The organism is Williamsia muralis, assembly GCF_051487485.1.
Taxonomy (GTDB): Bacteria; Actinomycetota; Actinomycetes; order Mycobacteriales; family Mycobacteriaceae; genus Williamsia; species Williamsia muralis_B.
In genome coordinates this window covers 296,375-322,770 of sequence record NZ_JAHVCV010000003.1, presented here as the reverse complement: position 1 = coordinate 322,770, position 26,396 = coordinate 296,375, and the positions used below count along the sequence as shown (strand labels likewise).

Genomic DNA, 26,396 nt, shown 5'->3' with positions numbered 1-26,396 from the left:
TGACTAGCCTGAACAACGGCGGGCCGGTTGGTGTCACCGCCGTGTCGAGCCGAAGGAGCCGTTCTCGTGTCCAGTGAACCCGGGGTGTCCACCGAGTCGTTACCAGAGTCGAACAAGCTGGGGTTCGGCGTCGATGTCGGCGGATCGGGGATCAAGGGCGGGATCGTCGACCTGACCACCGGACAACTCGTCGGCGATCGATTCAAGATCCTGACCCCGCAGCCGGCCACCCCTGAGGCCGTTGCCGGCGGCATCCGCGAGGTCGTCGCGCACTTCGATTGGAAGGGACCCGTCGGCGTCACCCTGCCCTGCGTCATCACCGGCGGCGTCGCACGCACCGCCGCCAATGTCGACAAGGGCTGGATCGGCACGGACGTCTACAAGTTGCTCGGTGCCGAACTGGGTGATCGACAGCTGTCGGTGCTCAACGACGCCGACGCGGCCGGTATGGCCGAAGACCGGTACGGCGCCGGCAAGGAGTACAAGGGCGTGGTGATGCTGCTGACGTTCGGTACCGGGATCGGCTCGGCGATCATGTTCGGCGGCACACTCATCCCGAACACCGAGCTGGGCCACATGGAGGTCGGTGGCAAAGAGGCCGAACACCGGGCGTCGTCGAAGGTGAAGGAAGACAACGACCTGTCCTACTCCAAGTGGGCCGAGGAAGTGTCTGTCGTGCTGTCGGCGTACGAGGCACTGTTCTGGCCCGAGGTCTTCATCGCGGGCGGCGGGATCAGCCGAAAGGCGCACAAATGGATCCCTCATCTGACCAACCAGACACCCGTTGTACCGGCCACTTTGCAGAACACCGCCGGGATTGTGGGCGCCGCTATGGCGGTGGAGGCGGGGTTGCGACCCTAGGTGCCGTTACAATGGCATTCGACTGGCTGTACGCCGGTTCCCCCCAAGCCCCCAGCTTCGCCGAGTGACATCTCGGCGGGACACCGTCTCCGCGGCGAAACCCACCGGTTTCGGTGTCACGGAGATAGCCCGAAAGGTCGTACGTGGCAGCCACGAAAACCCGCCAAACCGAACCGGATACCGAGCAGTCGGAATCGGAGTCGGTGACCGCGTCGCGGGCGCGCAAGGCACCCGCAAAGAAAGCAGCCGCCAAGAAGACAGCCGCCAAGAAGGCCCCGGCGAAAAAAGCCCCGGCCAAGAAGGCAGGCGCAAAGCGCGCGACCAAGAAGGTCGACGGCGCGCCTGATGGCGACATCATCGAAGGCGACGGTCTCGAACCGGATCCCTCGATCGATGACATCGACGTACCCGAGGGCGAACTGACCGACGACGATGTTGTGGTCGTGGTCGACGACGACACTGTCGAGGCCGGAGTCGTCGCCCCGGGTAAGGGCAAGGCCAAGAAGGCCGACGAAGATGTCGAAGAACCGTCCGAGACCGACAAGGCCTCCGGTGACTTCGTGTGGGACGAGGACGAGTCCGAGGCATTGCGGCAGGCCCGCAAGGACGCCGAGCTCACCGCGTCCGCCGACTCGGTCCGCGCGTACCTCAAGCAGATTGGCAAGGTTGCGCTCCTCAACGCCGAAGAGGAGGTCGAACTCGCCAAGCGCATCGAGGCCGGCCTGTTCGCCACCGAACGCATGCGGCGGATCACCGATTCCGGAGAAAAGCTCACCGTGGCCCAGCGCCGCGATCTGTCGTGGATCTCGCGTGATGGTGGCCGTGCCAAGAACCACCTGCTCGAGGCCAACCTCCGTCTTGTCGTCTCCCTGGCCAAGCGATACACAGGCCGCGGGATGGCATTCCTGGATCTGATCCAGGAGGGCAACCTCGGTCTGATCCGTGCGGTGGAGAAGTTCGACTACACCAAGGGCTACAAGTTCTCGACGTACGCCACGTGGTGGATCCGTCAGGCCATCACCCGCGCCATGGCCGACCAGGCGCGCACCATCCGCATCCCGGTGCACATGGTCGAGGTCATCAACAAACTCGGACGCATCCAGCGCGAGCTCCTGCAAGACCTGGGTCGTGAACCCACTCCTGAAGAGCTCGCCAAGGAGATGGACATCACGCCCGAGAAGGTCCTGGAGATCCAGCAGTACGCGCGCGAGCCCATCTCGCTCGATCAGACCATCGGCGACGAAGGCGACAGCCAGCTCGGTGACTTCATCGAGGATTCCGAAGCGGTTGTGGCCGTCGACGCCGTGTCGTTCACCTTGCTGCAGGACCAGCTCCAATCGGTGCTCGAGACACTGTCCGAGCGCGAAGCCGGTGTGGTCCGCCTGCGATTCGGCCTGACCGACGGGCAGCCACGCACCCTGGACGAGATCGGCCAGGTCTACGGGGTCACCCGCGAGCGCATCCGCCAGATCGAGTCGAAGACCATGTCGAAGCTGCGCCACCCGTCACGGTCGCAGGTTCTGCGCGACTACCTCGACTAGGGGCCGACCGCCCGCATCATCCAGGCGATGAGTTCATTGCGTACTTGCGTACGGTTGGTCTCGTTCAGGATCTCGTGCCGGGCACCGGTGAACACCCGCACGGTGACGTCGATGAGCCCGGCGGACCGGTAATGGGCTGCCAATTGATCCACCAGTGCTCCCCCGCCACCGACCGGATCCTGGTCGCCCACCGCGATCAGGATCGGTAGGTCGCGGCGCATCATTCGCACGAGGGCCGGGTCGGCAAGTCTGCGGGCCCCGGTGAACATCCCACGGGTCGCCGCTGCATCGATGCCGAAACCACACAGGGGGTCGGCGACGTAGTCATCGACGATGTCGGTGTCCCTCGACAGCCAGTCGAAATCAGTTCGTGCCGGGGCGAAGGGTGCGTTGAACATCGACAGGTCCAATTCGCTGTCGAAGTCGAGCGCGGGCTCGAGGGCGTCCAGGGCCGCAGTCCCGCTCAGCACCACGGCGTCCACGTCGTCACTGTGCTCGAGTAGGTGCTGCTGCGCAGCGAACGACCCCATGCTGTGAGCGATCACCACCAGAGGTAACTCCGGAAACTCGGTCTTCGCCACATCGATCAACCGCCCCACGTCGGCCACCAAGGCATTCCAACCGTCAGGTCCGAGATCGCCGGGGACGCGGCCGGGCAGTACCGACGAACCGTGCCCACGATGGTCGTAGCCGACCACGGCAAAGCCGTCAGCGGTCAAGGCCCGGGCGGTGTCGTCGTACCGGCGAATGTGCTCACCCATGCCGTGTACCAGCAACACGGTGGCCACCGGCTTTCCGGCAGGCTCCCACCGCAAGCCGGACAACACTGCGCCGTTGGCCGAATCGACAACGAATTCAGACGGCATCTCGGTTCCTTCCGGCCGGGGCTTTCCGCGCTCGCGTCGAGAGCACACGTCAGCAGTCTGAATGATCATCAGGGGTAAATCCGGGTTTCTGCGAGGCTCGGCGCCCTCTGCTGTGCTTCCATATCCGCATGTTCGGTGTGTTGAGCCCATGCGTGGCGCATTTGGATGAAGAGTTGGGCGCGCAGTGGCGCGCGCACTTGTGCGGTGTGTGTCTGGCGTTGAGGTCGTCTCACGGACAGTTGTCGCGGTTGACGACCAATACCGATGCGGTGGTGGTGTCGGTTCTTGTTGATGCGCAGCGTGAGTCGGCGCCGGAAATGGTGTCGGCAGGGCGGTGTGCGTTGCGGGGTATGCGGGGGGCGCAGGTGGTCTCTGCGAGTGATGTGAGTGTGCGGTTGGGGGCGACGGCGTCGCTGACGTTGGCCTCGGCGAAAGCTGCTGATGTGGTCGCGGAGCGGGCTGCGGGGGTGGCGTCGCCGTCCGCGGTGCGGGCCGGGGGTGCGCGGTGGGCCGGGCCGCGGCTGCGAACTCGGGCGTTGGCGGATGCGCCGGTGTCGGCGGCGATGGGCGGTGGGGAGTTGTTGACTCAGCTGGGCGCTCAAGCGCAGGTGGAGTCGGGGTCGGTGTCGTTGGTGGAGATCACCGACAACGCGGCGGCCGCTGGGGCCGCGGTGTTCGCGGCGACGGCGGAATTGGCGGGAGTGCCGGGTAATCGGGAGCTGTTGGCGGGCATCGGTGGCGACTTCGGGCGGTGTGCTCACCTGCTGGATGCGGTGGAGGATCTCGAGCGTGATCGTGCAGGTGGGGATTTCAATCCGTTGATCGCAACGGGGACCAGCGTGGAGTTCGCGCGGACAGAATGTGTTCGGTTGGTGGATGCGATCAGGGTGGCGCTTGACGGGGTGCGGTTGCGCGATGACCGGTTGCTGCGGATGTTGTTGATCGGCGGTTTGAACCGTGCGCTGGTACGCGTCTTCGGTCCTGGCCCGGATGCCGTGTTCACCAGCCCCGGACAGCGTCGTCAGCCGCAACTGCCGCCGTTCTACAAACGGGTCCTGCCGTGGATGGGCGTGTACTGCACCGGCTACGCCTGCTGTGCCGATCACACCAATCCGTGCAACGGACGCCGGCACCAGGCCGCGTGCGACGGATGCGACTGCTGCAGCGCCTGCGACTGCTGCGACTGCTGATCAGCCGGCCCGGACATCGGCCAACGACCACAGCGGACCGACAAGCAGCCAGACAACCGTGATCACCCCTAGCGTGGGGAAGACACCGTACAAGCCACGTGCCTGATCACCGTCGGCTACGGTCCAGGCCAGCAGGAGAACCGCGGCGATCGACACCGCGGCGGCACAGATCCACCGTCCGAACATCTCCACCTCGTGCCGAAAGGCGTTCCTACCCTTGGATTCTCGTGCCAGGGGTGGCGGCCCGTCGGCAAACCAGTGCGCGAACCTGACATCGGCCCACCTGATCAGGTAGTGGGCGAACGCGACGGTCACCCCCAGATATATACCGGCTAGGCGATGTACCGTCTCGACCTCGCTCCCCCGCTGCAAGTCCACCGCGACCGCACCGAGCAGAACCACGTCGAGCAGGGGCAGCAGAGTCAAGACAATGATCGAGGCACGTTGCCGGTGCAGGAGATATCGAACCGCCAGTGCACCGAAGACGACCACCCAGAAACCGACTTCACAACCGACGATCACAGCGAGAACAGGCGATTTCATACCGACGAGTCTCGGTTGGTGGCCGCACCCGACACATCGGCCACGAGATCGAGAAGGAGTCATCACTTGGGACGACGACCGCGGTCGGCCGATGTGTTGTCATGGTGGGGTGCAAGGAGGCGCCGCGATGACAAAGCTCCCCATCGACCCGGACCACCGGCGCGATGTCGCAGTGGCCGTGGCATTTTTCGTCGTGGGCATCGCGCTCTACGTCGGCGACCTGCGCTACTTCTTCGGCGGTGAGCCACTGGTCTCTGTCGTTCCGGAGTGGGTCCCATATGTCGCACTCGCCCTTGCGTGCGCTTTCCAATCGCTGCGATCGACCCGCCCGGACATCGCTCTTGGCGGATGCCTGGCCGTCATGGCGCTCGACGCTTTCGCGGGTCCCACGATCGCGGTGTGGATCGTGTACTCCGACGTTGTCTACTCCGTCGCGAGGTACGGTTCCGCCCAGACGCGGCGGGCCATGTTGCTGGCGAACTGGCTGATCGCCGCGGTGGCCCTGACCACGGCGATCGCGGGTTCCGGTGACTGGCGGGTCGCCTTGATGGTCATGCTGCTGGTGACCGCACTGATCGCCTCTCCCGCCTCCTACGGCCACGCGATCAGGCAACATCAGATCGCAGCCGACAGCGAACGCGCCAGGGCTCAGGCGACCGAGGAACTGGCCGTCCGGGAACAGGAGGCCGCGATAGCCCAGGAACGCCGACAGCTGGCGCGCGATCTCCACGACGTGATCGCGGGCCACTTGTCGGGCATCGCACTACAGACTGCAGCCGCCCTGGAGACCACCGACTCGGCAACCCGCGAGGCAGTGCTGCGTACTGTGCGCACAAGCAGCGTCGACGCACTCGTCGAGATGCGCACGATGATCGAATTGCTTTCCGGGAGCGACGATGTCGATGCTCCGGCCACCGCTACCATGGCCCGGGTGGACCGGTTGATCGACGCCGCACGGGCCGCCGGTTCTCCCGTGCGGGCGACGATCGTGCACTCACGCCTGGCCCCGGCCACCGACATCGCCGCCTTCCGCATCGTCCAGCAGGCCATCACCAACGCAACAGTCCACAGTCCCGGCAGCGCCATCGACATCGATGTCCAGCAAGATGATTCGTCTCTGACGATCGCGGTGACGAACCCGGTACCGGACGGAACCACGGCAGCCCCGCCGGACGCCGGCCACGGCATCACGAACATGAGGATGCGCGCGTCGTCGGTGGGCGGCGTGCTCGAAGTGTCTGTCTCACAGGGACGATGGCGAGTGTTCGCGCAGTTGCCAACCATTGTCCTCGACGCCACCGCCGGCATATCGACCACCTCGGCAGGCTCCCGATGATCCGAGTCGTGATCGCAGACGACCACGCCGCCATCCGCGCGGGGCTACGCCTCATGCTCGACGGCGTGAACGACATCGAGGTTGTCGGCGAGGCCGTCGACGGAGATGACGCCGTCCGGCTCGTCGCGGAACTCCACCCAGACGTGGTTCTGATGGACATCCGCATGCCGGGCACCGACGGGATCGCGGCCACCGCTCTCATCGGCGCCACCCACGACGCCAACGTTCTGATCCTCACCACCTTCGACATCGACGACTATCTCTTCGCGGCGTTGCGCGCCGGAGCGGCCGGGTTCATGCTCAAGACCGCCACCGCAACAGAACTGGTGTCGGCCGTGACAGCGGTGGCGCGCGGGGACGCTGCCCTTGCCCCCGAAGTGACTCGCCGGGTGATCGAACGGTTCACCGACCACCCGTCGCCGCGGCCGCCGGCCGAACCCGATCGTGTCGTGGCACGAGGGCTGGCCGAGCTGACCGAACGCGAACGCGACGTGTTGGCGGCACTGGGACGCGGACTGTCGAACGCGCAGATCGCCTCGGAGTTGTTCATCGGAGAGACGACCGTCAAGACTCACGTGTCACGTGTGCTGACCAAACTCGGGCTCCAGTCCCGTGTGCAGGCCGCGATCATCGCCCGCGAACACGGTGTCGTCAGACCCGACGGCACGCGTTGACCAACTCCAGACCTGGCAGTCAGTTGAGTTGTGGATATCGACCGGAGTCATCCATCTCGTACCGTTCCACTCCGATGACCGCGCTTGTCGGCAGTGTGTCGTAGAGATGCGGGAACTGCATTCCGTCAGCACTCGGCGGGTCGCCGTCTTCCCACACGATCTCGCCGCCCACGCGTTGTGGATCGATGCTCAAGAGCACGAGATCGGAATGTTGTCGGTAGAGCAGATTGGCCGGGATGTGGACTTGGGTGCGTTCAGAGAGGTGTACGAACCCCTGCTGCGTCAGCGACTCCGGTTCCAGGACGCCACTCGAACGCGCCTCGAGCCAGTCGGATATCGAGCACAGATGAACAAGGTGGACGCCGTCACTCACCCTTACCAGCCTGCCGCATCACCCGGTACCTGCGCCAGAGTCAATTTCGGACGATCGCGCCGTGAAGACGATCGCGGCGACCACCAGCACCATTCCGCACATTTCGGTCCACGACGGCACCTGCGCCAATGCGATGGCACCCACCACCGTCGCGGTCAGCGGCAGCAGCGCGAGCAGCAGGGCGAACTGGGACCGTCCGAGCCGGGCTAGCACCACCTGGTCGAGCAGATAAGGCACGGCGCTCGACAACACGCCGACCGCGACCCCGAGCGACAAGACCCGCCAGCTCCAAAGTTCTCCGGGCGAGATGGTCGTCGTGATGCCTATCACCACCGGGGCGCAGATCGCCCCGGCGACGCTGAGACCGATGGCCAGGTCGTCGATCCCGTTGCGCCACGGAGGCCCGGCCGGCGCAGACTCGGTATGTACGTTTCCGGTCGACACCATCTTGCCGACCACGATGTAGCCGGCCCACAATCCCGCGGCCACCAGGGCGAACAGCACCCCGAGCGGCGCACCGGAGAAACTCGCCCCGCTGAGCAGGACGACGCCCACCAGCACCGACACCACCGCAACCCCGTCCGACATCTTCCGCGAACCTGCTGCTGCGACGACGATCGGTCCGAGGAACTCGATCGCGACGGCAACCCCCAGGTCGATATGGTCGATGGCCAGGTAAAAGGCCATGTTCATACCCATGGTGATCAGCCCGAAAGCAGCTGCGGTCGCAAGCCGGCGAGGTGGATAAGAACCCCGCGCCCTCGGCCATCGCCGCGCTGCGATCGGCCACCACAGTGCCAACAGCACGAGACCTGCCGCAGTGGCCCGAAGCCAGGCCACCGCGGCCGGATTGAGCTGGGAGAACAGCGGCACCGCAACCGATGCCCCGACGTACTGGCACACCGCCCCGATGATGAAGAGCAGAGGTAGATTGGCGGAGATCCGTTCCGACCGAGAGGGTTCGACACGGCTGCTCATGGGCTCACTGTAGGCACGACAACCGCGGGGAGGACCCGGCGAGGTAGCCGTTCTGGGACCTATTTCATAGGCCGCGATACGCAGATGTTGCCGATCGACAGCCTGCTGTTACGGGTGAGTGACGACACACGCCGAGGCACCCGGGAACAAAGCCGAATCCCTGATCGTCTGAAAGAGTGAGAGTGGATGCACCACCCCGGTGTGTTAGCTCGCGAAGGGACCGCGCCAGCGCAGGCCCGGGACGGAGGAAAAAATGTCAGAGACCATCACCACGCCCCCGATCTCCATGCCGTTGACCACTGCCGACCGCTGTGATCGATGTGGTGCAGCAGCCCGTGTACGCGCTGTTCTCTCCACAGGTGGCGAGCTGCTGTTCTGCCGCCACCACTTCAACGAGCACGAAGCCCGGCTGGTGGACATGGGCGCCACCGTGATCACGAACGAGGAAGAGCTCGTCTGACACGCCGACAACACAACACCGCCGCGGTTCACTCTGTGAACCGCGGCGGTGTCGTTTGTGCGGCCGATCTGGGCGCAGGACCTTCTCACAGGTCCTAACGCCAGGTGCGCAGCGCCTCGATCCGAGCCTGCAGTTGTTCTGCCGTGGCCATCGCGGTGGGCGGTCCCCCGAGCTTCGCACGCAACTCGTTGTGGACCAGCCCGTGCGGTTTTCCGGTCCGATGGTGGTGCATCGCGACAAGGCTGTTCAGCTCCCGGCGCAACGCACTGAGCTGATTGCCCACGGTGGGTTCGCGCGGTGTGGCCGGCTCAGCCGCAGGACTGGCACTGCGGGCCTCGATCTGATCGGACTGCCGCTTCTGCAACAGGTCCCGCACCTGGTCGGCATCGAGCAGCCCCGGGAGGCCTAGATAGTCGGCCTCCTCGTCGCTGCCGGAGAACGTGGCCGTACCGAACGAGGATCCGTCGAAGATCACCTGGTCCAACTCGGCGTCGGCGTGCAGGGACTCGAATCCCCGTTCGTCGTCCTTCTCGTCCTTGGTCTTGTTGGCGTCGTTCAGCAGCGCGTCGTCGAGTCCATCGGACTCGCGGTGTGGTTTGCCGAGCACGTGGTCGCGTTGGGCCTCGAGCTGGCTGGCCAGTTGAAGCAGCACGGGCACCGAGGGAAGGAACACACTCGCGTTCTCTCCCGGCCGCCGCGAGCGCACGAACCGGCCGATCGCCTGAGCGAAATACAACGGGGTCGATGCACTGGTGGCGTAGACACCGACTGCCAGGCGCGGAACGTCGACGCCCTCCGACACCATGCGGACCGCGACCATCCACTCGTCGTCGGAGTCACCGAACTCGGCGATTCGGCTCGACGATTTGGGATCGTCCGACAAGACAACCGTTGGCGCCTTACCCGTGATGGCCTGGAGCAGCTCGGCATAGTCGCGCGCAACGGTCTGATCGCTGGCGATCACGAGGCCGCCGGCATCCGGCATCCCTGATTTGCGGAGTTGCCGCAGCCGGGTGTGCGCGGCCTGCAGCACAGCGGGAATCCAGTCTCCGTGTGGGTCGAGGGCAGTCCGCCATGCGCGAGCGGTGTGCTCGGCCGACAGCGGCTCACCCAGGCGGGCAGTGAACTCCTCGCCCGCGTTGTTTCGCCAGCTCGCTTCCCCCGAGTAGGCGAGGAAAACAACCGGCCGGACCACGCCGTCCGCAAGGGCATCGGAATACCCGTAGACGTAGTCGGCGACCGAACGGGCTCCACCGCCCGGCTCGGGTTCGTAGTTGATGAACGGGATGGGGCTGTCGTCGGACCGGAAAGGGGTTCCCGTCAGCGCCAGACGGCGGGTTGCGTCGGAGAACGCCTCGCGGATCGCATCTCCCCAGCTCTTCGCATCGCCCCCGTGATGGATCTCATCCAGGATCACCAGGGTGCGGCGGTTCTCGGTTCGGACCCGGTGCCGAGCCGGGTGCGCCGCGACCTGCGCGTAGGTCACGACAACACCCTGGAAGTCCGAACTGGTCTGGCCGGTGCTGTTGCTGAAACGTGAATCGAGGGCGATACCTGCGCGTGCGGCCGCAGCCGCCCACTGGTGCTTGAGGTGCTCGGTGGGCGCGACGACAGTGACCTGATCCACGGTGCGGTCGGTCAGCAATTCGGTGGCGATCCGCAGACCGAACGTCGTCTTGCCTGCACCTGGGGTCGCGACCGCCAGGAAGTCTCGTGGTGCCGCGGACAGATATTTGGTCAGCGCGCGTCGCTGCCAGGTACGCAGCGACGACGCGGCGGGCGCGGGCGCTGGGTCGGACGTGACCTGTGATCCGGTGGCGGCAATAGGTCGGGTCACGACAGGGCACAACTCCTAGCTGCGATGAGATCGGATTCCACCCGTCCGAGCTGGTCGGACGGTCGGTGCCTTGCCGAGGGGCAGATCGGCCACTGCACGGGTCCGTCGGGCACCGGCAAAATGTTACCGCGCCCGCAGACGTCCGAGCGACCGCGGCGGCGGCGCGGCATCACACATCGCATCCGAACTTCGGCAATGCTGGACACCATCGCTCCTCCAACCGAACCCGAATCCGAACCCGCCCCGAAGAAGCCGGCGCGCGGTGCTCACGCAGACCCCCTCGACGCCCCGACGTCGCGGCCGCCGGTCCTCAGAACGATTCCCCGGCTGCTCTGGCGCACGATCACGAAGTCGTGGGACGACTCGATTTTCGCCATGTCCGCGCAGGCCGCGTTCTGGCAGACGTTGTCCTTGCCTCCGTTGCTCCTGGGCATTCTCGGCAGTCTCGGATACATCGCAGGCTGGTTCGGTCCGAACACCGAACAGATAATCTCCGACCGGATCATCGGCTTCGCGGAGCGTACGTTCAGCCAGAACGTTGTCGACGAGATCATCACCCCCACCGTCGACAACGTGCTCGTCAGCGGTCGCGCCGAGGTCATCTCGCTCGGCTTCCTGCTGTCGCTGTGGGCCGGGTCCTCGGCGATGTCCAGCTTTGTCGATTCCATCGTGGTCGCCCACGGTCAACACAACGTCCGGCACGCGGTGACTCAACGTCTGTTCGCGCTCTGGCTCTACGTCTGCTTCCTCGTCCTGTCGGTGTTCACCCTGCCACTGGTGGCCCTGGGCCCCACGTACGTGCGTGAGGTGGTACCCGACGCGTGGCGCGAGACCGGCTCACAGGTGGTCGACTACGGCTACTTCCCGGCGGTGGCCGTCCTGCTCTTGATCGGACTGACCACGCTCTACCGCGTTGCCCTGGCCAATCCACTGCCGTGGCACCGGCTGCTGTGCGGTGCGCTGCTCGCCGGCGCGGTGTTCTGGCTCGCCAGCGCGGTGCTGCGCTGGTACCTGTCGATCATCACCCAGACCGGGTACAGCTACGGGGCGCTGGCGACGCCGATCGCGTTCCTGCTGTTCACGTTCTTCCTGGGATTTGCCATCGTGATGGGTGCGGAGTTCAACGCCATCGTGCAGGAGACGTGGCCCGCGAATCCCAGCAAGATCGATCAGGTACGCGACTGGGTCTCGGCGCAGACCAGCGACATCACCGACCAGCTCAAAACTGTTCCGAAGAGACTGCCGACGGGCCCGATCCGTAAACCGGACCTCGAGGCGACCGAACCGCCGGAGTCGCTCCCACGACACAGCCCGGACCGTCCCCTCGACAGTGAGCGGTGATCAGTCCTTTTTCATGCGGGCGTAGATCTTCTTGCATTTCGGGCACACGGGTGACCCGGGCTTCGCCGACTTGGTGACGGGAAAGGTCTCGCCGCACAGCGCGACAACGATGTTGCCCATGACAGCGCTCTCGACGATCTTGTCTTTTTTCACATAGTGGAAGAACTTCGGGGTGTCGTCTTCGGTGGTCTCATCGGTGGTGACATCGGGGCGTTCGACGGTCTGCGTATCCATGGGTCCAATTCTGCATCGCTGCGGCGGTGTCGGCCAATGGGCGTGCCGTAGGGGTCACACCGCGCATGGTGGCTGTCCGGCCGGGAAAGGTGGATAGTGGAGCCGTGGGTCCGAAAGAGCACGCGACCGAGACATATCTGATCACCCAGGCGCAGACGTCCCTGGAGGAGCAGCACCGTACTCGAGTACGCAAATACCTGACGCTGATGGCGTTTCGCGTTCCGGCGCTTGTCATCGCGGGGCTCGTCTATGGCGCCACCCAGAACGGTCTGCTGGCACTCGGGATCATCGTGCTGTCCATCCCCATCCCGTGGGTGGCGGTCCTGATCGCCAACGATCGACCACCTCGCGCCAAGGGTGAGGTGCCCCAGTACAAGTACGGCCCGGACAGTCACCGGCAGCTCACCGACGGGGCCACCTTCAACGGGCTCGACCGACGACGCGAGTGAGCACCGCTCGATCCGTCGAAGACCTGGCGTCCATCGCGGCCGGTCTGCGCTCGGCGTTCCTCCGCACCGACTACTCCGCCGACGGGATCCTGAACTTATTGGGAACCGACGCACATGATGCGCTCGGTCGCGGCGAGCCCGTACCGGTACGGCGTGCGTGCGCCGACGGGGGCGAGCTGGGCGTCCTCATCCGCCTGCTGTTGTTGGGGGACACGTGCCCGGAGGGCGATGTAGCCGCTGCCTTCAAGCCCGTGTCGGTCGACGAGGCCGTTCGTGTCGGGATGCTCGATCACGACGATCACGGTGTACGAGCCGCGATCGATGTCCGGCCCGTCGATTTCGGGACGGGGTCGCGCTGGCTGTTCTCCGACCTCGACGGCAGCATGCGCCGGATCGCCATCACCGACGATCATGTCCTCGGCGTCGGGCAGGCATCGCTGTCCTTGCTCAGGGCAACGGCAACCGAGCCGGTCGGCACACTTCTCGACATCGGGACGGGCTGCGGTGTGCAGGCGATCCACGCAGCCGACTTCGCTCGCCACATCACCGCCACCGACATCACCGAACGATCACTGGCGATGACCCGCGCCGGCGTGGCCATCAACGACATCGCGCCCGAACGGGTCACAGTGGCGCGTGGTGCCTGGTTCGGACCGGTCGGGGGATCGCGTTTCGACCACGTCGTGGCGAACCCGCCGTTTGTGGTCGGCCTCCCGTCCGTGACGCATTCGTACCGCGATTCTGGCCTCGACCTCGACGGAGCGAGCGAGTTGATGTGCCGAACAGCACCGGACTTCCTCGCCGAGGACGGCACCGCGTCGATGTTGGCTTCGTGGACGATCCGCGGTGACGATTGGCGCGAGAGGGTCGCGCAGTGGATCCCCGACCACGGTGTGGACGCGTGGGTGGTCCAGCGCGACGTCGCCGATCCGGCGCTCTACGTCGGCACGTGGCTGCGCGACGCCGGGCATGACCTGCGCGATCCTGCGGCTGCGGAGTTGGCTGACCGATGGTTGAGCCATCTGGACGATGCCGGTGTGCGGGGCATCGGTTTCGGCTTCGTCTTCCTGCGCCGCACCGACGAGCCCACCGACCTGCTGGCCGAAGAGATGAGTCAGGCATTCGACGACCCACTGGGTCCCGAGGCGGCCGAGTATCTACGTCGGGTCGCGTGGTTACGCGACCACGATCTGGGCCAGGAACGCTTCAGCGTGCGCGGGGGCGCCGCGCTCGAACGGGTCGCGACCCTGACCGGCGACGACGGCTGGGAGGACATCGTCACCCGCATCCACCGCGGAGACGGACCCCGGTGGAGTCACGAGATAGATGCACTCGGCCGATCCCTGCTGGCTGGGCTGCGGCCCGACGGCTTGTGCCTCGACGAGGTGGCCGAGCTGCTCGCCATGGCCACCGGGTCCGACCCCCTGGATCCCGGCGATGTGCACGCGATGATCGAGGGTCTGGTGCGTCACGGAATCGTCGTCCCCGCGGGGATGTAGCGAACTCTGCCGGAAAAGCTCAGTTCACTCTCAGTAACTTCTCAGACCGTCTTCCCAAAGACGCAGGTCAGCGCATCCTGGGCGGGAACACGTCGCGGAACTATCTGGTGAGGCTCAGCCGTTGAACTCTGTGAAGACAATCGCACTCGAGGAGGCCGACATGTCCAGCCCCACCACCATCCGTCCGGCAATGACCGAACAGGACCTGGATGCACAGAGCCCGGCCGCGGACCTGGTCCGCGTCTATTTGAACGGTATCGGCCGCACCGCCCTCCTGAATGCCGAGCAGGAAGTCGAACTGGCGAAGCAGATCGAGGTCGGCCTCTACGCCAAGCATGTTCTGGCCACCCGCAAGCGTCTGTCCGCGGTGAAGAAGCGCGATCTGGCCCAACTGGTCCGCGAAGGTGAGTCGGCCCGCTCGCACCTGCTCGAAGCCAACCTCCGTCTGGTGGTCTCGCTGGCCAAGCGCTACACCGGCCGCGGCATGCCGCTCCTCGACCTGATCCAGGAAGGCAACCTGGGTCTGATCCGAGCGATGGAGAAGTTCGACTACGCCAAGGGCTTCAAGTTCTCCACCTACGCCACCTGGTGGATCCGTCAGGCCATCACCCGCGGCATGGCCGATCAGAGCCGCACGATCCGGCTCCCTGTCCACCTGGTGGAGCAGGTCAACAAGCTGGCCCGCATCAAGCGCGAACTCCATCAGCAGCTCGGCCGTGAGGCCACCGACGAGGAGTTGTCGTCGGAGTCGGGCATCCCGGCCGAGAAGATCGCCGATCTGCTCGACCACAGCCGCGACCCGGTGAGCCTGGACATGCCGGTCGGCAGCGACGAAGAAGCTCCCCTGGGCGACTTCATCGAGGACGCGGAGGCCACCTCCGCGGAAAATGCCGTGATCGCCGGTCTCCTGCACACCGACGTTCGCACCGTGCTCTCCACCCTCGACGAGCGTGAGCAGCAGGTCATCCGCCTGCGCTTCGGACTCGACGACGGCCAGCCTCGCACCCTCGACCAGATCGGGCGGATGTTCGGCCTGTCGCGGGAACGTGTTCGCCAGATCGAGCGCGAAGTGATGTCGAAGCTGCGCCAGGGCGAACGCGCGGAGCGGCTTCGCGCCTACGCGAGCTGATCGCGCCGCAGGTCTTCACTCGAGCGGAAAGCCGCCACCGAATCGTCGGTGGCGGCTTTTCTCGTTTTGTGGATTCTCAAATCACCCCAGACGGCGGGGACCTGAATCGTGTTTGGTGGGAACGGGCCCCACGTGCATGCGTGCTGCGAGCACGGCCACCCCACCCGGCGTGGCATGGATCGGGTCGCACACCACCTCGCGTGCCTCGGGGATGTCGTCGACGAGCGCCGAGATGCGGGTGACCAGGTCGATGAGCGCATCCTTGTCCACCGGCTCCGAACCGCCATAGCCCGACAGCAGTGGCGCCGACCGCGGCGCCTCGATCAGGTCGGCGGCGTCACTCTCGGTGAGGGGTAAGGCCCGATACGCCCTGTCCCCCAGCAGATCACTTGTCACACCGGCCAATCCGAACGACATGAGCGATCCGAACGACGGGTCGTCGCGCACCCTGATGACCGTGCTGATGCCCTTGGGTGCCATCTGCTGGACGTGCAGACGGGATTCGCCGGTCACCTCACCCAGTTCCACCACCGCGAGCCGCACCGCATGCTGGTCGGGTAGATCCAGACGCACACCCTCGCGATCGGCCCGGCCACGCCATTCTTCCGAGAATGCCTTGACCGCAACGGGATACCCGAGTTCGTCCGCAGCTGCGACGCTCTCCTCGACGCTGTTGATCTCCCGGAAGGGAACGATGCGGATGCCGTAGCAGGCGAGCACCTCGGCGGTTGCCGCGTCGTCGAGCTCGGTGACATCCCCGCCCTGTGCGTCGACTGCCTCCCGGACGAGACGGCGAGCGGTGTCGGGGTCCACATCGGCGGGCCGGCGGACCTGGGACGGTGGCCGCGACCGCCACTGCGAGTATCGCCACGAATATCCGAGTGCTTCGGCGGCGCGCTCGGGTCCTGGATAGGACGGGATCGATCCGCGTGCGGGTGTTCCGTGTGGTCCGAGGACGGTGAGGTTCTGCGGGATGCCCTCCACCGCGAGGAATGTGGTCACCACGGGTTTGTCGGAATCGGCCATCCCGGTCATCAGCGCCTGGGCGTAGCGGTCCACACTCACCGCCACCGGTGGGACGAAGACGGCTATCAACGCATCCACCCCGTCATCGGCGGCTGCCGTCCGAACGGCGGCCTCGAACTCTTCCGGGGAGGCACCGGGTCCGAGATCGACCCGCTGAACCGCTTCGAGGCCGAAGTGGCTACCGGCTTCCTGTGCCAGCACTCCCAGCGCCGTCGAGTTGCCGACGATGCTGACCCGGGGACCACGCGGAAGTGGTTGGTAGGCAAAGACCGTCGCGCAGTCGAACAGTGCCGATATGGTGCCCACCTGGATGACGCCGGACTGGGCGAGGATGGCCCGGGTGCTCTCGTCGTCGAGCGAATGGTCGGCGGCGGCCATCGCGGGTGGCACGGCACCGCGGCCGGACTTGACCGCGACAACCGGTTTGCCGCTTGCCACCCGCCGGGCGAGCCGGGTGAACTTCCTGGGGTTACCGAAGCTCTCCAGATAGAGCAGCACCACCTCGGTGTCCGGATCGCTGTCCCAGTACTGGAGCAGGTCGTTACCGGACACGTCGGCGCGGTTGCCTGCCGACACAAACGTCGACAGACCCAGTTGCCGTCGGGCGGCGGCGTCCAGGATCGCGATGCCCAGGGCGCCCGACTGGCAGAAGAAGCCGACCGCACCTCGCCCTGGAACCAACGGCGCCAGTGTGGCGTTGAGGCCGACAGCCGGATCGGTGTTCGCCACACCGAGCGCGTTGGGCCCCACCAGTCGCATACCGTGCTCACGGACGGACTCGACCAGACGACGCTCGGATTCGAGCCCGGAATCGCTGGTCTCGCTGAATCCGGACGACAGCACGAGCATCGTCTTGACACCCTTGGACAGACAGTCGTCGAGGACGTCCTCGACCGCGTCGGCCGGAACCGCGACGATGGCCAGGTCCACAGGATCCGGGATGTCGCGCACCGTCGGGTAGGCGCGGATGCCGCGCACCGCCCGGTGCTCGGAATTGACCGGGTACACCGGCCCGGTGAATCCCGCAGCAATCACGTTCGCCAGCACCGCATTGCCGACCTTCAGTCGGTCCACGGAAGCGCCGATGACCGCAACCGACGTCGGCCGCAACAGATTTGCCACACTGCGGGCCTCTGACCCGCGCTCGCGCGCGTTGCGCACCGACAGCAGGGCTTCGGTCGGATCGATGGTGAACTCGACGTGGATGGTACTGCCGTCGAAGCTGCGTCGCAGCTGATATCCCGCGTCCCGGAACACCGCCACCATGTTGGGGTTCTCGGCGAGCACCTCGGCTTCGAACTTCTCGAATCCGCATTCGGCAGCGGCCCCGGCGAGGTGTTCGAGCAGGATCGGGCCCAGTCCCCTTCCCTGGTGCTCATCGGCAACCACGAACGCGACCTCTGCCGTCCCGGGTTTGCCGTCGCCGGCCAGGCTCTCGTAGATGCCGATGGCGATGATCTCACCGCCGAGCATGCCGACAAACGCCACGCGGCTGTAGTGGTCCACGGTGGTCATCCGCGCGAGTTCGCGGGGCGGGATCTGCGGGAACGGCCCGAAGTAGCGCAGGTAGCGGGTGCGCTCGGACAGCCGTGAGTGGAAGCGGACGAGACGGTCGGCGTCCTCGGGCACGATCGGGCGCAGATGGACCACACCCCCGTCGCTGGCGAGAACGTCCGCGATCCAGTGACGCGGATAGTCGTGAGGGCCCCGCTGATCGGGTGGCACGGTGTCAGTCACGGGGGTCCTCCGGATCGAGTCCGCACAACGGGTACACCGCTCGGCGGGTGGCCATGATGGTGGCGTCTGTTCGGGTTTGGGCGGCATCGGTGACACCCGCCATCAGCGGTCCACCACCATCACCGTCCCACGGGAGGAAGTCGATGTCGCCCCCGTCGGTCATGCTGTTCACGGGATCGCCGCGCAGCGTTTCGTCGAGCGCTTGTGTTTCCTCTGTCGCTGCGCGGCACCAGCTTTCATCGATGGTGGTCACCGGGTCGATGTCGCGTCCGGTGACAGCCGCGATGAGGTGGGTCCAGCTGCGGGGAACCACGTCCACGATGCCGTACCCACCACCACCGACCGCCAGCCAACGTCCCTCGGCGTAGGTGTCGGCGAGGTCACGCATGGCCAGGACCGCGGCGCGCTGACCGTCGATCGTCAGCGACAGGTCGGTCAGCGGATCGCGGCGGTGGCTGTCCACTCCGCACTGGCTGACGATGATCTGCGGGCGGAAGCTCTCGAGCATCCCGGGCACGATGGCGTGGAAGGCGCGCAGCCACAGCTTGTCCGTGGTTTCGGGCATCAACGCGATGTTGACCGCGGTGCCCCTGCCGTCCTGCTCCCCCACCTCTTCCGGCCACCCACTGCCCGGCCAGAGGGTCGCCGGATGCTGGTGCAACGACACCGTCAGAACGCGGGGGTCCGCGGCGAAAACCTTTTGCACGCCGTCACCGTGGTGCGCGTCGATGTCGATGTAGGCGATGCGGTCGTACCCCTGCTCGAGCAGCCACCTGATCGCGACAGCGCAGTCGTTGTAGATGCAGAAACCCGCCGCGTGACCGGGCATCGCGTGGTGCATGCCCCCACCGATGTTCACCGCTCGACGTACCGAGCCGGACGCGATTGCCGCGGCGGCCGCCATGGTGCCGCCGACGAGAACGCTGGCCGCACTGTGCATTCCCTCGAAGATCGGGTTGTCCGTGCTACCCAGCCCGAACAGCCGCTCCAGCAAATGTGTTGCGCCACCGACATAGTCGTCGACCGCGGAGGCGCTGCGCACCGCGTCCAGGTAAGCGGAGGTGTGCACCGTCTGCAGCAGCCGGTCGTCGACGTTCATCGGCGGGGTGGTCTCGACGCCGTCGAGCACGCCGAGCGACCGCGACAGAGACATCGTCAGAGCCAGCCGCACCGGGTTCATCGGATGCGCCGCCGTCCATCGGTATCCGAGGAAGTCTTCACTCCAGATCACCGCGGCCGGCTCGGCACCGGTTCGGTCGACTGCATTGTTCATGCTGCGAGCCTAGTTCGACTGATGCGCAGTGGGGCCCTGTCGGCCGGGTTCACCCGGACGAGGGCACAGACGTATCGCGCCCCGTCGCCCCGCGCTACCGCCACAACCCACTCGTACAGGTAACCTTACTAGAGGACGAAAGGGATGGGGATCGTGAACGAACTGATCGACACCACCGAGATGTATCTCCGGACGATTTACGACCTCGAGGAAGAAGGCATTGTTCCGCTGCGGGCTCGTATCGCCGAGCGGCTGGAACAGAGCGGCCCGACGGTGTCACAAACCGTCGCGCGGATGGAACGCGACGGACTGGTGATGGTTGCGGGCGACCGCCACCTCGAACTGACAGACAAAGGCCGCAGCCTTGCCGTGTCGGTGATGCGCAAGCACCGGCTCGCCGAGCGTCTGCTGGTCGACGTGATCGGCATGCCGTGGGAAGACGTGCACGCCGAGGCATGCCGCTGGGAACACGTGATGAGCGAGAACGTCGAGCGTCGTTTGCTCGAGGTCCTTGACCACCCGACCACCTCGCCGTACGGGAACCCGATCCCGGGCCTGGACTTGCTGGGCTATGAGGACATCGCACCTCCCGGTCCCATGACACGCATCTCCGAACTGCCGCAGGGCGAACCGGTTGCCGTGATCGTCCGGCGGTTGTCCGAGCACGCTCAGTCGGACATCGAATTGATCAGCCAGCTCCGTGAGGCCGGTGTGGTGCCCAACGCGCGGGTGACCGTGTCGGTGAAGCCCGGCGCGATCGTCATCATCACCCCGGGACACGAAGGTCTGACACTGTCCGAGGAGATGGCCCACTCGCTGCAGGTAGAGAAGGTCTGACCGCACCGCGATGAAGCTTCTGGTCACCGGCGGAGCCGGTTATGTGGGTAGCGTCTGCGCTCGGGTGCTGATCGAGCACGGCCACGACGTCACCATCATCGACAATCTCTCCACCGGCAACGTCGACGCACTGCCCGATCACGCCGCGTTCATCCAAGGCAACGTGAGCGAGGTCGCGCCGCGAGTACTCGGCTCCGACTCGTTTGACGGCGTACTGCACTTCGCGGCGCAGTCGTTGGTGGGCGAATCGGTCGAGTCGCCCGAAAAGTACTGGTACGGCAACGTGATCGAGTCGTTGGCCCTCCTCGAGGCGGTTCGGCATTCGGGAACCCCGCGACTGGTGTTCTCCTCCACCGCCGCCACCTACGGGGAACCTGAGTCGGTGCCCATTCTCGAGTCCTCACCGACTCGACCGACGAACCCATATGGCGCAACAAAACTCGCGATCGACCACGCCATCACGTCCTACGCGGCGGCCCACGGCCTGGCCGCGATGAGCTTGCGGTACTTCAACGTTGCGGGCGCACATGCCGGCGCGGGCGAGAATCGTCAGGTCGAGACGCATCTGATCCCGCTGATCCTTCAGGTCGCCCTCGGACACCGGGACCACATCAAGGTCTTCGGTACCGACTACCACACCGATGACGGCACGGCGATACGCGACTACATCCACGTGTACGACCTGGCGCAGGCACATGTGCTGGCGCTCGAATCGGCAATCGCCGGACGTCACGCGATCTACAACCTGGGCAGCGGAACGGGTTTCTCTGTGCGGCAGGTCATCTCGGCGTGTGCCGAGGTGACGGGTCTCGACATCCCCGTCGTCGATGCCCCGCGTCGCGCCGGCGACCCCGCCGTCCTGATCGCCTCGAGCGACAAGGCCATCGCCGACCTCGGGTGGTACCCCGAGAAGACAGACCTGCCGGTCATTGTCCGCGACGCCTGGGAGTTCACACGGACCCTCGGTGATCGAGCACACTCGGCGGCCGCCGCCGCTCGTTGACGTCCGTTCTCAGGCCGCAGGCCGCATCACGGGTTCCGGAAGCGTCACACCCAGTGACCGCGCGACGATGAATCCTGATTCGGCGCATTCGCTGATCCGGTGGGGAGGGATCCCCCGCACGAGGGCATCGCTGTACAGCACCGCCATCGAGTAGTCCGGGCAGGCACGCAACGCGACGTCGAACGCGGTGCCTGCCATCGACCCGTTGCCGTGCACGTAGTAGATGAATCCGAGCAACGTAGCCGCAGCTGCCTGTCCGCGACCGCGGAGCCGACGAGCAGCCTGCGTCCACGCGCGTTCGGCGTCCATCCATCGGTCGGTGACCGCCAGCGCCAACAGTGAGTCGCGCACGTAGAACTCACGAAGGGCCTTGTCGAAGAACCGGAGATCAGCACACGTCAGCTCACGACCGTCCTCGAGCACGTCCAGGGCGCTCTCGAGGTCGAGCCTCTCCTGCAGCCGGCGAAGGCCATCGACCAAGGTCGGCAACGCAATTCGCTGCTCCGCCGCCGACTCGGCCCACTGTCGCAGTGTCGATGGAGCGACTGTCGTCTGGTCCAGTGACTGCGGGACCCGGTTCGCCCAGTGCGCGGTGTCGTCCACTCGACCACAGTCCTGTGGGTCCAGCTCGTCGTCCTCCCCTATGCCGAACAGCGCACTCTCCGCGCGTTCGTCGTGGATCCGCCAGTACGCCCTGTCATCGTCGGCGGCCACGGCGTGGGCGTCACAGGCCGCATCCGCACAGTGCGGAAGGGCTGACAAACTGTTCACCATCTCGACGCGGGTCATCAGTACCCGCCTGCCGTTCTTGACAGCACGTGCGATGGCCACCGGGCTGATCGTCGGGTCACCCACCACGCCCGTGGCCGGGCCGCTCCCTTGTTGTGCGTCGGACCTGTTGTCCCACATCGTTGTCCAGTGAGAACCGGCTGCGATGGCAGGCGTCACGAAACCGCCGTACAGTCCGCCGACCGCGGCCAGATGCCGATCGATGATCGCGAACAGGCGCCTATAGTGGGGGCTGTCGGCTGGATGGGCGCCGTCGATCACAACCCCCATCACGAGCTGTGCTTCGTACGACTCGCATACGTGCGCGAGGTGCTCGATGAGTGCGAGCATCTCCGCGGTCGGACGCCCCCTGTCATCGAGCACAAGGTCGTGTCGCATGGTGGTGCCGATCTCGCCACCGTCCCCGTCGAGGGTGATGAGGACCAAGGAACACTCCGGGATGAAGCCGAGGAGGGCCGGGATGGCGGTGATCAATGCTCCCGGGCCGGAAACCGATGTCGCGTAGCTGTCAGATGTCATGCACCGATGTTCGGGGCACCCGACAACAAAAGTGATGGCGCGAGGACCGATTCGGCCGGGTTGTCCACCGTTCCCGGGTTGTCCACAGCAGCCGACTCATCCACGCGAGCGAGAGACCGCCTTGGTGTACAACTCGTCGAGCGCCAACCCATCCGATCCGGGGCGCGGACCTGCGACGAGGGAGGTGACGTATACGCGTACCCCGTCGTTCTGGGCCACCAGCGCGGTCATCGTCTGTGTCATCGCCCCCGAGACCGTGACCCGACGGAACGCCATCGACTCGTCGGATTCCGCGGGCGAAGGAGGCAGGATCGTGGTGGTCACGGTGGCGGTCGCGCCGAATGCGTCTGTTGTGTACGACGGGCAGTTCTGGATCTGGGTCTGCAGGTCGGCCAGCGGCGAGTTCACCAGAACCGAGACGGCGCTGAGGGTTCCCGCATTGGGCCCTGCGCCGGTTGCCACCCATGCCACTGCTTGCCCGCCGCCACTGGGCAACGGTCTCGGGGCGCAGTTCGGTGGGTTCACACCTCCGCCGGTGGGAACTCCCGCCGTATCGGCGAGCACGGCGCCCAATTGGTCTCCGGTCACCTCTGTCGGCGAGTAGCCGGCCGGAAAGTCTGCAGCGGTGACGGACCGAGACGCGAGGTCGACGCTCGAACTCGAACTCCGCGGCTCCGCCGATCCCGTCGGTGCTGCCGTCGGTTCACCGTCGACCGCGGACGTACACCCGGCGACCGCGATGACAGCGACCATCGCCAGCAAGGACAACCCCCGTCGCCCCGCCCGAAAACCTGCCACCCGGCTCACCCCGACACCCAACTCACCGGACCCACTGTGCCACCGCGAGCAGGCCATCGGGGCGCGCGACACGATTAGACTGCCCACTAGTGACAGCCGCCGGGGCGACTGCTGCGCGAACATCACCGAAGACAGCGATCAGGCGACGCCGCGAGGAGAACAACGGTTATGGGGATCATCGGCAAGATCAAGGGTGAACTCGTCGACATCATCGAATGGATGGATGATTCGCGCTCCACGTTGGCCTGGCGGTTTCCCCGCTACCACAACGAGATCAAGAACGGCGCCGAGCTCATCGTCCGCGAAGGTCAGCAGGCTGTTTTCGTCTACCGCGGGCAGCTCGCCGATCGGTTCGGTCCGGGCCACTACCAGCTCACCACCGAGAACCTCCCGCTCCTGAGCACCCTGCAGGGCTGGAAGCACGGGTTCAACAGCCCCTTCCGGTCCGAGGTGTACTTCATCAACACCCGGCCGGTCACCGACCTTCGCTGGGGTACCGCCAACCCGGTCACCGTGCGGGACCCGGATTTCACCATGGTTCAGGTGCGGGCCAACGGTTTGTGTGTCGTTCGGGTGGCTGAACCCGACATATTTCTTCGCGAGGTGATCGGCACCGACAGCGAGGTGGACGTGGAGGAGATCTCCGAGCTGTTGAGGCGTGTCATCACACTGGCGTTCTCGGACATGATCATGGAAACCCGCCTCGGCGTGATCGACCTCCAGGGGCGCCAGGTCGAGTTGTCGCAGAGACTCCGGGACTTCGTCGCCGAACGCGTCGACGACGAGTTCGGGCTGTCGATCGACTCCATCACGATGAACATCTCTCTGCCCGACGAGATCACCTCGGCGATGACGCGTGGTGTCGCCCGCGGCGTCGAGGAGGGCGGCTTCCTGAACAACGTCGGCGACCTGGGCCGCTATCAACAGGGCAAGGCCGCCGACGCCATGCTCGCCGCAGCCCAGAACCCCGGCGGGGGTGCGATGGGCGACATGATGTCGGCCGGGATGGGCGTGGCGTTGGGCAGCCAGATGGCCGGCCAGTTCGGCGGGCAGGCGCAGCAGGCGAATGCTGCTGCCCCACAAGGACCTCCACCATTGCCCGGGGCCGCCGCGTTCCACATCGACAACGGTGGTCAGCCGGCGGGTCCCTACACTGTCGCCCAGCTGCAGGGCGCGGTCGCGTCGGGTCAGTTCACCGGGGCGACTCTGGTGTGGACCCAGGGCATGCCTGGATGGGCGCAGGCGGCGACCGTTCCCGCACTTGCGGGCCTGTTCGCGACCCCGCCACCCATCCCTACGACCACACCATCGGTGTAGCCATGAACGACGACGATTTCGGACCGCCGCCGCTGCCCGGTCATGCTCGGCCGGACGCCTCGCCTTCGGGCTACGCCGCGCCGTCGTCCTTCGACCCGCCACCATTGCCGACGCGTGACCCGCGACAGGCCGCGCCACAGCAACCGGTACCCGGGCCATCGGACCCCGAGCGAGCGCAGTTCCAGATCACCGAGCGGACCCGTACCTATCCCTGCGACACCTGCGGGGCACAGTTGGTGTTCGACCCGGCGTCACAGCAGTTGCTGTGTCCGAGTTGCGGTCGTTCTCATCAGATCGTGCTGGATCCGAACCGGCGGGTTGTCGAACACGACCTGGCCTCCACCATGACCCAGCTGCGCGGGCTGATCGCCGAGAACTCGTCGGGTCAGACGGTGAGCGAGCGCGAGATCGTCTGCCAGAGTTGTGGCGGCAGAACAACCTTCAGCGGAACCCTGACCGCCACCCGGTGTCCGTACTGTGCCACCCCGATCCAGCGCGACGACATCCACGACGCCCCCACGCGACTTCCCGTCGACGGAATCCTGCCGTTCCAGGTCGACGACAAGCAGGGTCGCGAGGTGATCGAGAAGTGGATCAACAGTCGCTGGTTCGCCCCTACCGAGTTCAAGAAGTACCGCGAGGTGGGCGCGTTCAGCAGCGTGTACGCCGCCTACTTCACCTACGACGCCGACACCACGACGTCGTACACCGGAATGCGCGGCGACAACTACACGGTGACGGTCGGCAGCGGCGACAATCGCCGCACCGAGACCCGCACGCGGTGGAGTCACCGTTCCGGTGTCGTGGGAGTCGACTTCGACGACGTGGCGGTTCTGGCGAACACCGGATTCGACACCGACAAAGTGCATGAACTCGAACCCTGGCCGACGGCTCAGGCAACGCCGTTCACACCCGAGTTCGTCGCCGGCCATCTGTGCCGTACCTACGACCACGACGCGGATCAGTGTTTTCCGGTGGCCCAGGCACGGATCGACGCCGGGATCGACCACGCGATCCGTCGCGACATCGGCGGTGACCACCAGCGGATCAACAGCAAGGACACCAGGTACAACGCCCTCACGTTCAAGCACGTCCTGCTGCCGATCTGGCTGCTCACCGTGGTCTATGCAGGCAATCCGTTCCAGGTCTTCATCAACGGGGTGACCGGCGAGGTGCAGGGCCAACGTCCGTGGAGCAAGGTCAAGATCGCCTTCGCCGTGCTCGCGGCCCTGATCGTCATCATCGCAGTGGTCGCCACGTGGGCGGCGCTGCGATGACCGCATCCACCGAGAGGCCTTCATGACCACCGCGGTCGTGGTCGTTGTCCTGGTCGCGTGCGTTGCCGCCGCGGTGGGTGTGTTCCTCATGACCCGCCGGATCCGAGACAGCGCGGTGCGCTCGAACGAGATCATCCCCGGCCAGCCCACCAATGCGCCTGCGGCATGGGCAGGTTCGCATGACCCGGAAGCGCGGCTGCACCGGCGCATTCGCGACGCGCTGGCCCTCCTCCGCGCCGACCCGAAACTCGAGTACGACGGCGAACGTATCGACGCCAGGGTCCGGATCGAGCTGGCCGCAACAGATCTCGACAATTGGCTGATAGCGGTGTCGAAGAGTCCCCCGCGGCTGCGAGAGACCGCGCTTGCTCACGCCGACTCCGCGGTCACCGAGTTGGAGAACGTGGCGGCCGCATTGTCCGGTGGGGCAACAGTGCAGCACGATCGGGTCGACGAGCTGATCACCAGGATCAGCTCGCCGCCCGCACTGGATGCTTGACCTCCCGTGA

General features: G+C 65.9%; 25 protein-coding genes. 15 read left to right on the top strand and 10 right to left on the bottom strand.

What is annotated here, in order from left to right; genetic code table 11:
• Window positions 1-66 precede the first annotated feature (66 nt).
• Together ppgK and KXR83_RS09865 are read left to right on the top strand one after the other, a co-directional pair.
• Window positions 67-861 (top strand): polyphosphate--glucose phosphotransferase, encoded by a 795-nt coding sequence (gene ppgK, locus KXR83_RS09870; RefSeq protein ID WP_437424688.1) that lies wholly within the window; start codon window positions 67-69, stop codon window positions 859-861.
• 143 nt (window positions 862-1,004) lie between these two features.
• Window positions 1,005-2,402 (top strand): RNA polymerase sigma factor, encoded by a 1,398-nt coding sequence (locus tag KXR83_RS09865; RefSeq protein WP_437424687.1) that lies wholly within the window; start codon window positions 1,005-1,007, stop codon window positions 2,400-2,402.
• On the opposite strand, the gene KXR83_RS09860 is transcribed toward KXR83_RS09865, so the two are convergent.
• A complete protein-coding gene (locus KXR83_RS09860; protein ID WP_437424686.1) occupies window positions 2,399-3,268 on the bottom strand; it encodes a lysophospholipase in 870 nt (289 codons plus the stop codon). The genes KXR83_RS09865 and KXR83_RS09860 overlap by 4 nt on opposite strands.
• A 128-nt stretch (window positions 3,269-3,396) precedes the next feature.
• On the opposite strand from KXR83_RS09860, the gene KXR83_RS09855 reads away from it, so the two are divergent.
• Window positions 3,397-4,458: a DUF5685 family protein gene (locus KXR83_RS09855; protein WP_437424685.1), complete on the top strand. Its 1,062-nt coding sequence runs from the start codon at window positions 3,397-3,399 to the stop codon at window positions 4,456-4,458.
• Here KXR83_RS09855 and KXR83_RS09850 read toward each other — a convergent pair whose 3' ends face one another.
• The gene (locus tag KXR83_RS09850) at window positions 4,459-5,001 is read right to left on the bottom strand and encodes a hypothetical protein (protein WP_437424684.1); all 543 of its coding nucleotides are present in this window, start codon (window positions 4,999-5,001) and stop codon (window positions 4,459-4,461) included.
• Between the two features lie 127 nt (window positions 5,002-5,128).
• Here KXR83_RS09850 and KXR83_RS09845 point away from each other — a divergent pair, with 127 nt between their 5' ends.
• Both KXR83_RS09845 and KXR83_RS09840 read left to right on the top strand, forming a co-directional pair.
• Window positions 5,129-6,337, top strand: a complete 1,209-nt coding sequence (locus KXR83_RS09845; RefSeq protein WP_437424683.1) for a sensor histidine kinase — start codon at window positions 5,129-5,131, stop codon at window positions 6,335-6,337.
• Window positions 6,334-7,011, top strand: coding sequence for a response regulator (locus tag KXR83_RS09840; RefSeq protein ID WP_062797915.1), 678 nt, complete (start codon window positions 6,334-6,336; stop codon window positions 7,009-7,011). Before KXR83_RS09845 ends, KXR83_RS09840 begins: the two co-directional genes overlap by 4 nt.
• Window positions 7,012-7,030: 19 nt before the next feature.
• On the opposite strand, the gene KXR83_RS09835 is transcribed toward KXR83_RS09840, so the two are convergent.
• Both KXR83_RS09835 and KXR83_RS09830 read right to left on the bottom strand, forming a co-directional pair.
• A complete protein-coding gene (locus tag KXR83_RS09835) occupies window positions 7,031-7,384 on the bottom strand; it encodes a DUF952 domain-containing protein (RefSeq protein WP_437424682.1) in 354 nt (117 codons plus the stop codon).
• Window positions 7,385-7,402: 18 nt separating this feature from the next.
• The gene (locus KXR83_RS09830; protein ID WP_437424681.1) at window positions 7,403-8,362 is read right to left on the bottom strand and encodes an EamA family transporter; all 960 of its coding nucleotides are present in this window, start codon (window positions 8,360-8,362) and stop codon (window positions 7,403-7,405) included.
• Between the two features lie 253 nt (window positions 8,363-8,615).
• Between KXR83_RS09830 and KXR83_RS09825 the strand changes: the two genes are divergently transcribed.
• Window positions 8,616-8,822, top strand: a complete 207-nt coding sequence (locus KXR83_RS09825; protein WP_030163359.1) for a DUF7455 domain-containing protein — start codon at window positions 8,616-8,618, stop codon at window positions 8,820-8,822.
• Window positions 8,823-8,916: 94 nt separating this feature from the next.
• Here KXR83_RS09825 and KXR83_RS09820 read toward each other — a convergent pair whose 3' ends face one another.
• A complete protein-coding gene (locus tag KXR83_RS09820; protein WP_437424940.1) occupies window positions 8,917-10,647 on the bottom strand; it encodes a DEAD/DEAH box helicase in 1,731 nt (576 codons plus the stop codon).
• A 207-nt stretch (window positions 10,648-10,854) separates the two neighbouring features.
• Here KXR83_RS09820 and KXR83_RS09815 point away from each other — a divergent pair, with 207 nt between their 5' ends.
• Window positions 10,855-12,000 (top strand): YihY/virulence factor BrkB family protein, encoded by a 1,146-nt coding sequence (locus tag KXR83_RS09815; RefSeq protein WP_437424680.1) that lies wholly within the window; start codon window positions 10,855-10,857, stop codon window positions 11,998-12,000.
• Here the strand turns inward: KXR83_RS09815 and KXR83_RS09810 are convergent, their stop codons facing one another.
• Complete coding sequence (locus KXR83_RS09810) at window positions 12,001-12,234, bottom strand: DUF3039 domain-containing protein (RefSeq protein WP_062797911.1); 234 nt, start codon at window positions 12,232-12,234, stop codon at window positions 12,001-12,003.
• Window positions 12,235-12,299: 65 nt separating this feature from the next.
• On the opposite strand from KXR83_RS09810, the gene KXR83_RS09805 reads away from it, so the two are divergent.
• The 3 genes from KXR83_RS09805 (at window position 12,300) to KXR83_RS09795 (ending at window position 15,311) form a co-directional block, all read left to right on the top strand.
• Window positions 12,300-12,683 carry a DUF3099 domain-containing protein gene (locus tag KXR83_RS09805; protein ID WP_437424679.1) on the top strand — a complete coding sequence of 128 codons (384 nt, stop codon included), beginning with the start codon at window positions 12,300-12,302 and terminating at the stop codon, window positions 12,681-12,683.
• The gene (locus KXR83_RS09800) at window positions 12,680-14,182 is read left to right on the top strand and encodes a DUF7782 domain-containing protein (RefSeq protein WP_437424678.1); all 1,503 of its coding nucleotides are present in this window, start codon (window positions 12,680-12,682) and stop codon (window positions 14,180-14,182) included. Before KXR83_RS09805 ends, KXR83_RS09800 begins: the two co-directional genes overlap by 4 nt.
• 160 nt (window positions 14,183-14,342) lie before the next feature.
• Entirely contained in the window at window positions 14,343-15,311 is a 969-nt protein-coding gene (locus tag KXR83_RS09795; RefSeq protein ID WP_051406577.1) for a sigma-70 family RNA polymerase sigma factor, read from the top strand.
• 81 nt (window positions 15,312-15,392) lie between these two features.
• Here the strand turns inward: KXR83_RS09795 and KXR83_RS09790 are convergent, their stop codons facing one another.
• Both KXR83_RS09790 and KXR83_RS09785 read right to left on the bottom strand, forming a co-directional pair.
• Window positions 15,393-18,161, bottom strand: a complete 2,769-nt coding sequence (locus tag KXR83_RS09790) for a bifunctional acetate--CoA ligase family protein/GNAT family N-acetyltransferase (RefSeq protein WP_437424677.1) — start codon at window positions 18,159-18,161, stop codon at window positions 15,393-15,395.
• A complete protein-coding gene (locus tag KXR83_RS09785) occupies window positions 18,067-19,347 on the bottom strand; it encodes an acetoin utilization protein AcuC (protein WP_437424676.1) in 1,281 nt (426 codons plus the stop codon). The genes KXR83_RS09790 and KXR83_RS09785 overlap by 95 nt, the downstream gene beginning before the upstream one ends.
• 153 nt (window positions 19,348-19,500) lie before the next feature.
• Between KXR83_RS09785 and KXR83_RS09780 the strand changes: the two genes are divergently transcribed.
• Both KXR83_RS09780 and galE read left to right on the top strand, forming a co-directional pair.
• Window positions 19,501-20,184, top strand: coding sequence for an iron dependent repressor, metal binding and dimerization domain protein (locus KXR83_RS09780; protein WP_437424939.1), 684 nt, complete (start codon window positions 19,501-19,503; stop codon window positions 20,182-20,184).
• A 10-nt stretch (window positions 20,185-20,194) separates the two neighbouring features.
• Window positions 20,195-21,187: a UDP-glucose 4-epimerase GalE gene (galE, locus tag KXR83_RS09775; protein ID WP_437424675.1), complete on the top strand. Its 993-nt coding sequence runs from the start codon at window positions 20,195-20,197 to the stop codon at window positions 21,185-21,187.
• Between the two features lie 9 nt (window positions 21,188-21,196).
• Here the strand turns inward: galE and KXR83_RS09770 are convergent, their stop codons facing one another.
• On the bottom strand, window positions 21,197-22,495 hold the full coding sequence (locus tag KXR83_RS09770; RefSeq protein ID WP_437424674.1) for a DUF4192 domain-containing protein: 1,299 nt from the start codon (window positions 22,493-22,495) through the stop codon (window positions 21,197-21,199).
• A gap of 96 nt (window positions 22,496-22,591) precedes the next feature.
• The gene (locus tag KXR83_RS09765) at window positions 22,592-23,365 is read right to left on the bottom strand and encodes a hypothetical protein (RefSeq protein WP_437424673.1); all 774 of its coding nucleotides are present in this window, start codon (window positions 23,363-23,365) and stop codon (window positions 22,592-22,594) included.
• Between the two features lie 96 nt (window positions 23,366-23,461).
• Here KXR83_RS09765 and KXR83_RS09760 point away from each other — a divergent pair, with 96 nt between their 5' ends.
• Genes KXR83_RS09760 through KXR83_RS09750 form a run of 3 tightly spaced genes read left to right on the top strand, consistent with a single transcriptional unit; the run spans window position 23,462 to window position 26,386 of the window.
• Entirely contained in the window at window positions 23,462-24,610 is a 1,149-nt protein-coding gene (locus tag KXR83_RS09760; protein WP_437424672.1) for an SPFH domain-containing protein, read from the top strand.
• Window positions 24,611-24,612: 2 nt separating this feature from the next.
• On the top strand, window positions 24,613-25,887 hold the full coding sequence (locus tag KXR83_RS09755) for a hypothetical protein (protein ID WP_437424671.1): 1,275 nt from the start codon (window positions 24,613-24,615) through the stop codon (window positions 25,885-25,887).
• 22 nt (window positions 25,888-25,909) lie between these two features.
• Window positions 25,910-26,386, top strand: coding sequence for a hypothetical protein (locus KXR83_RS09750; RefSeq protein WP_437424670.1), 477 nt, complete (start codon window positions 25,910-25,912; stop codon window positions 26,384-26,386).
• The last annotated feature ends 10 nt before the right edge of the window (window positions 26,387-26,396 follow it).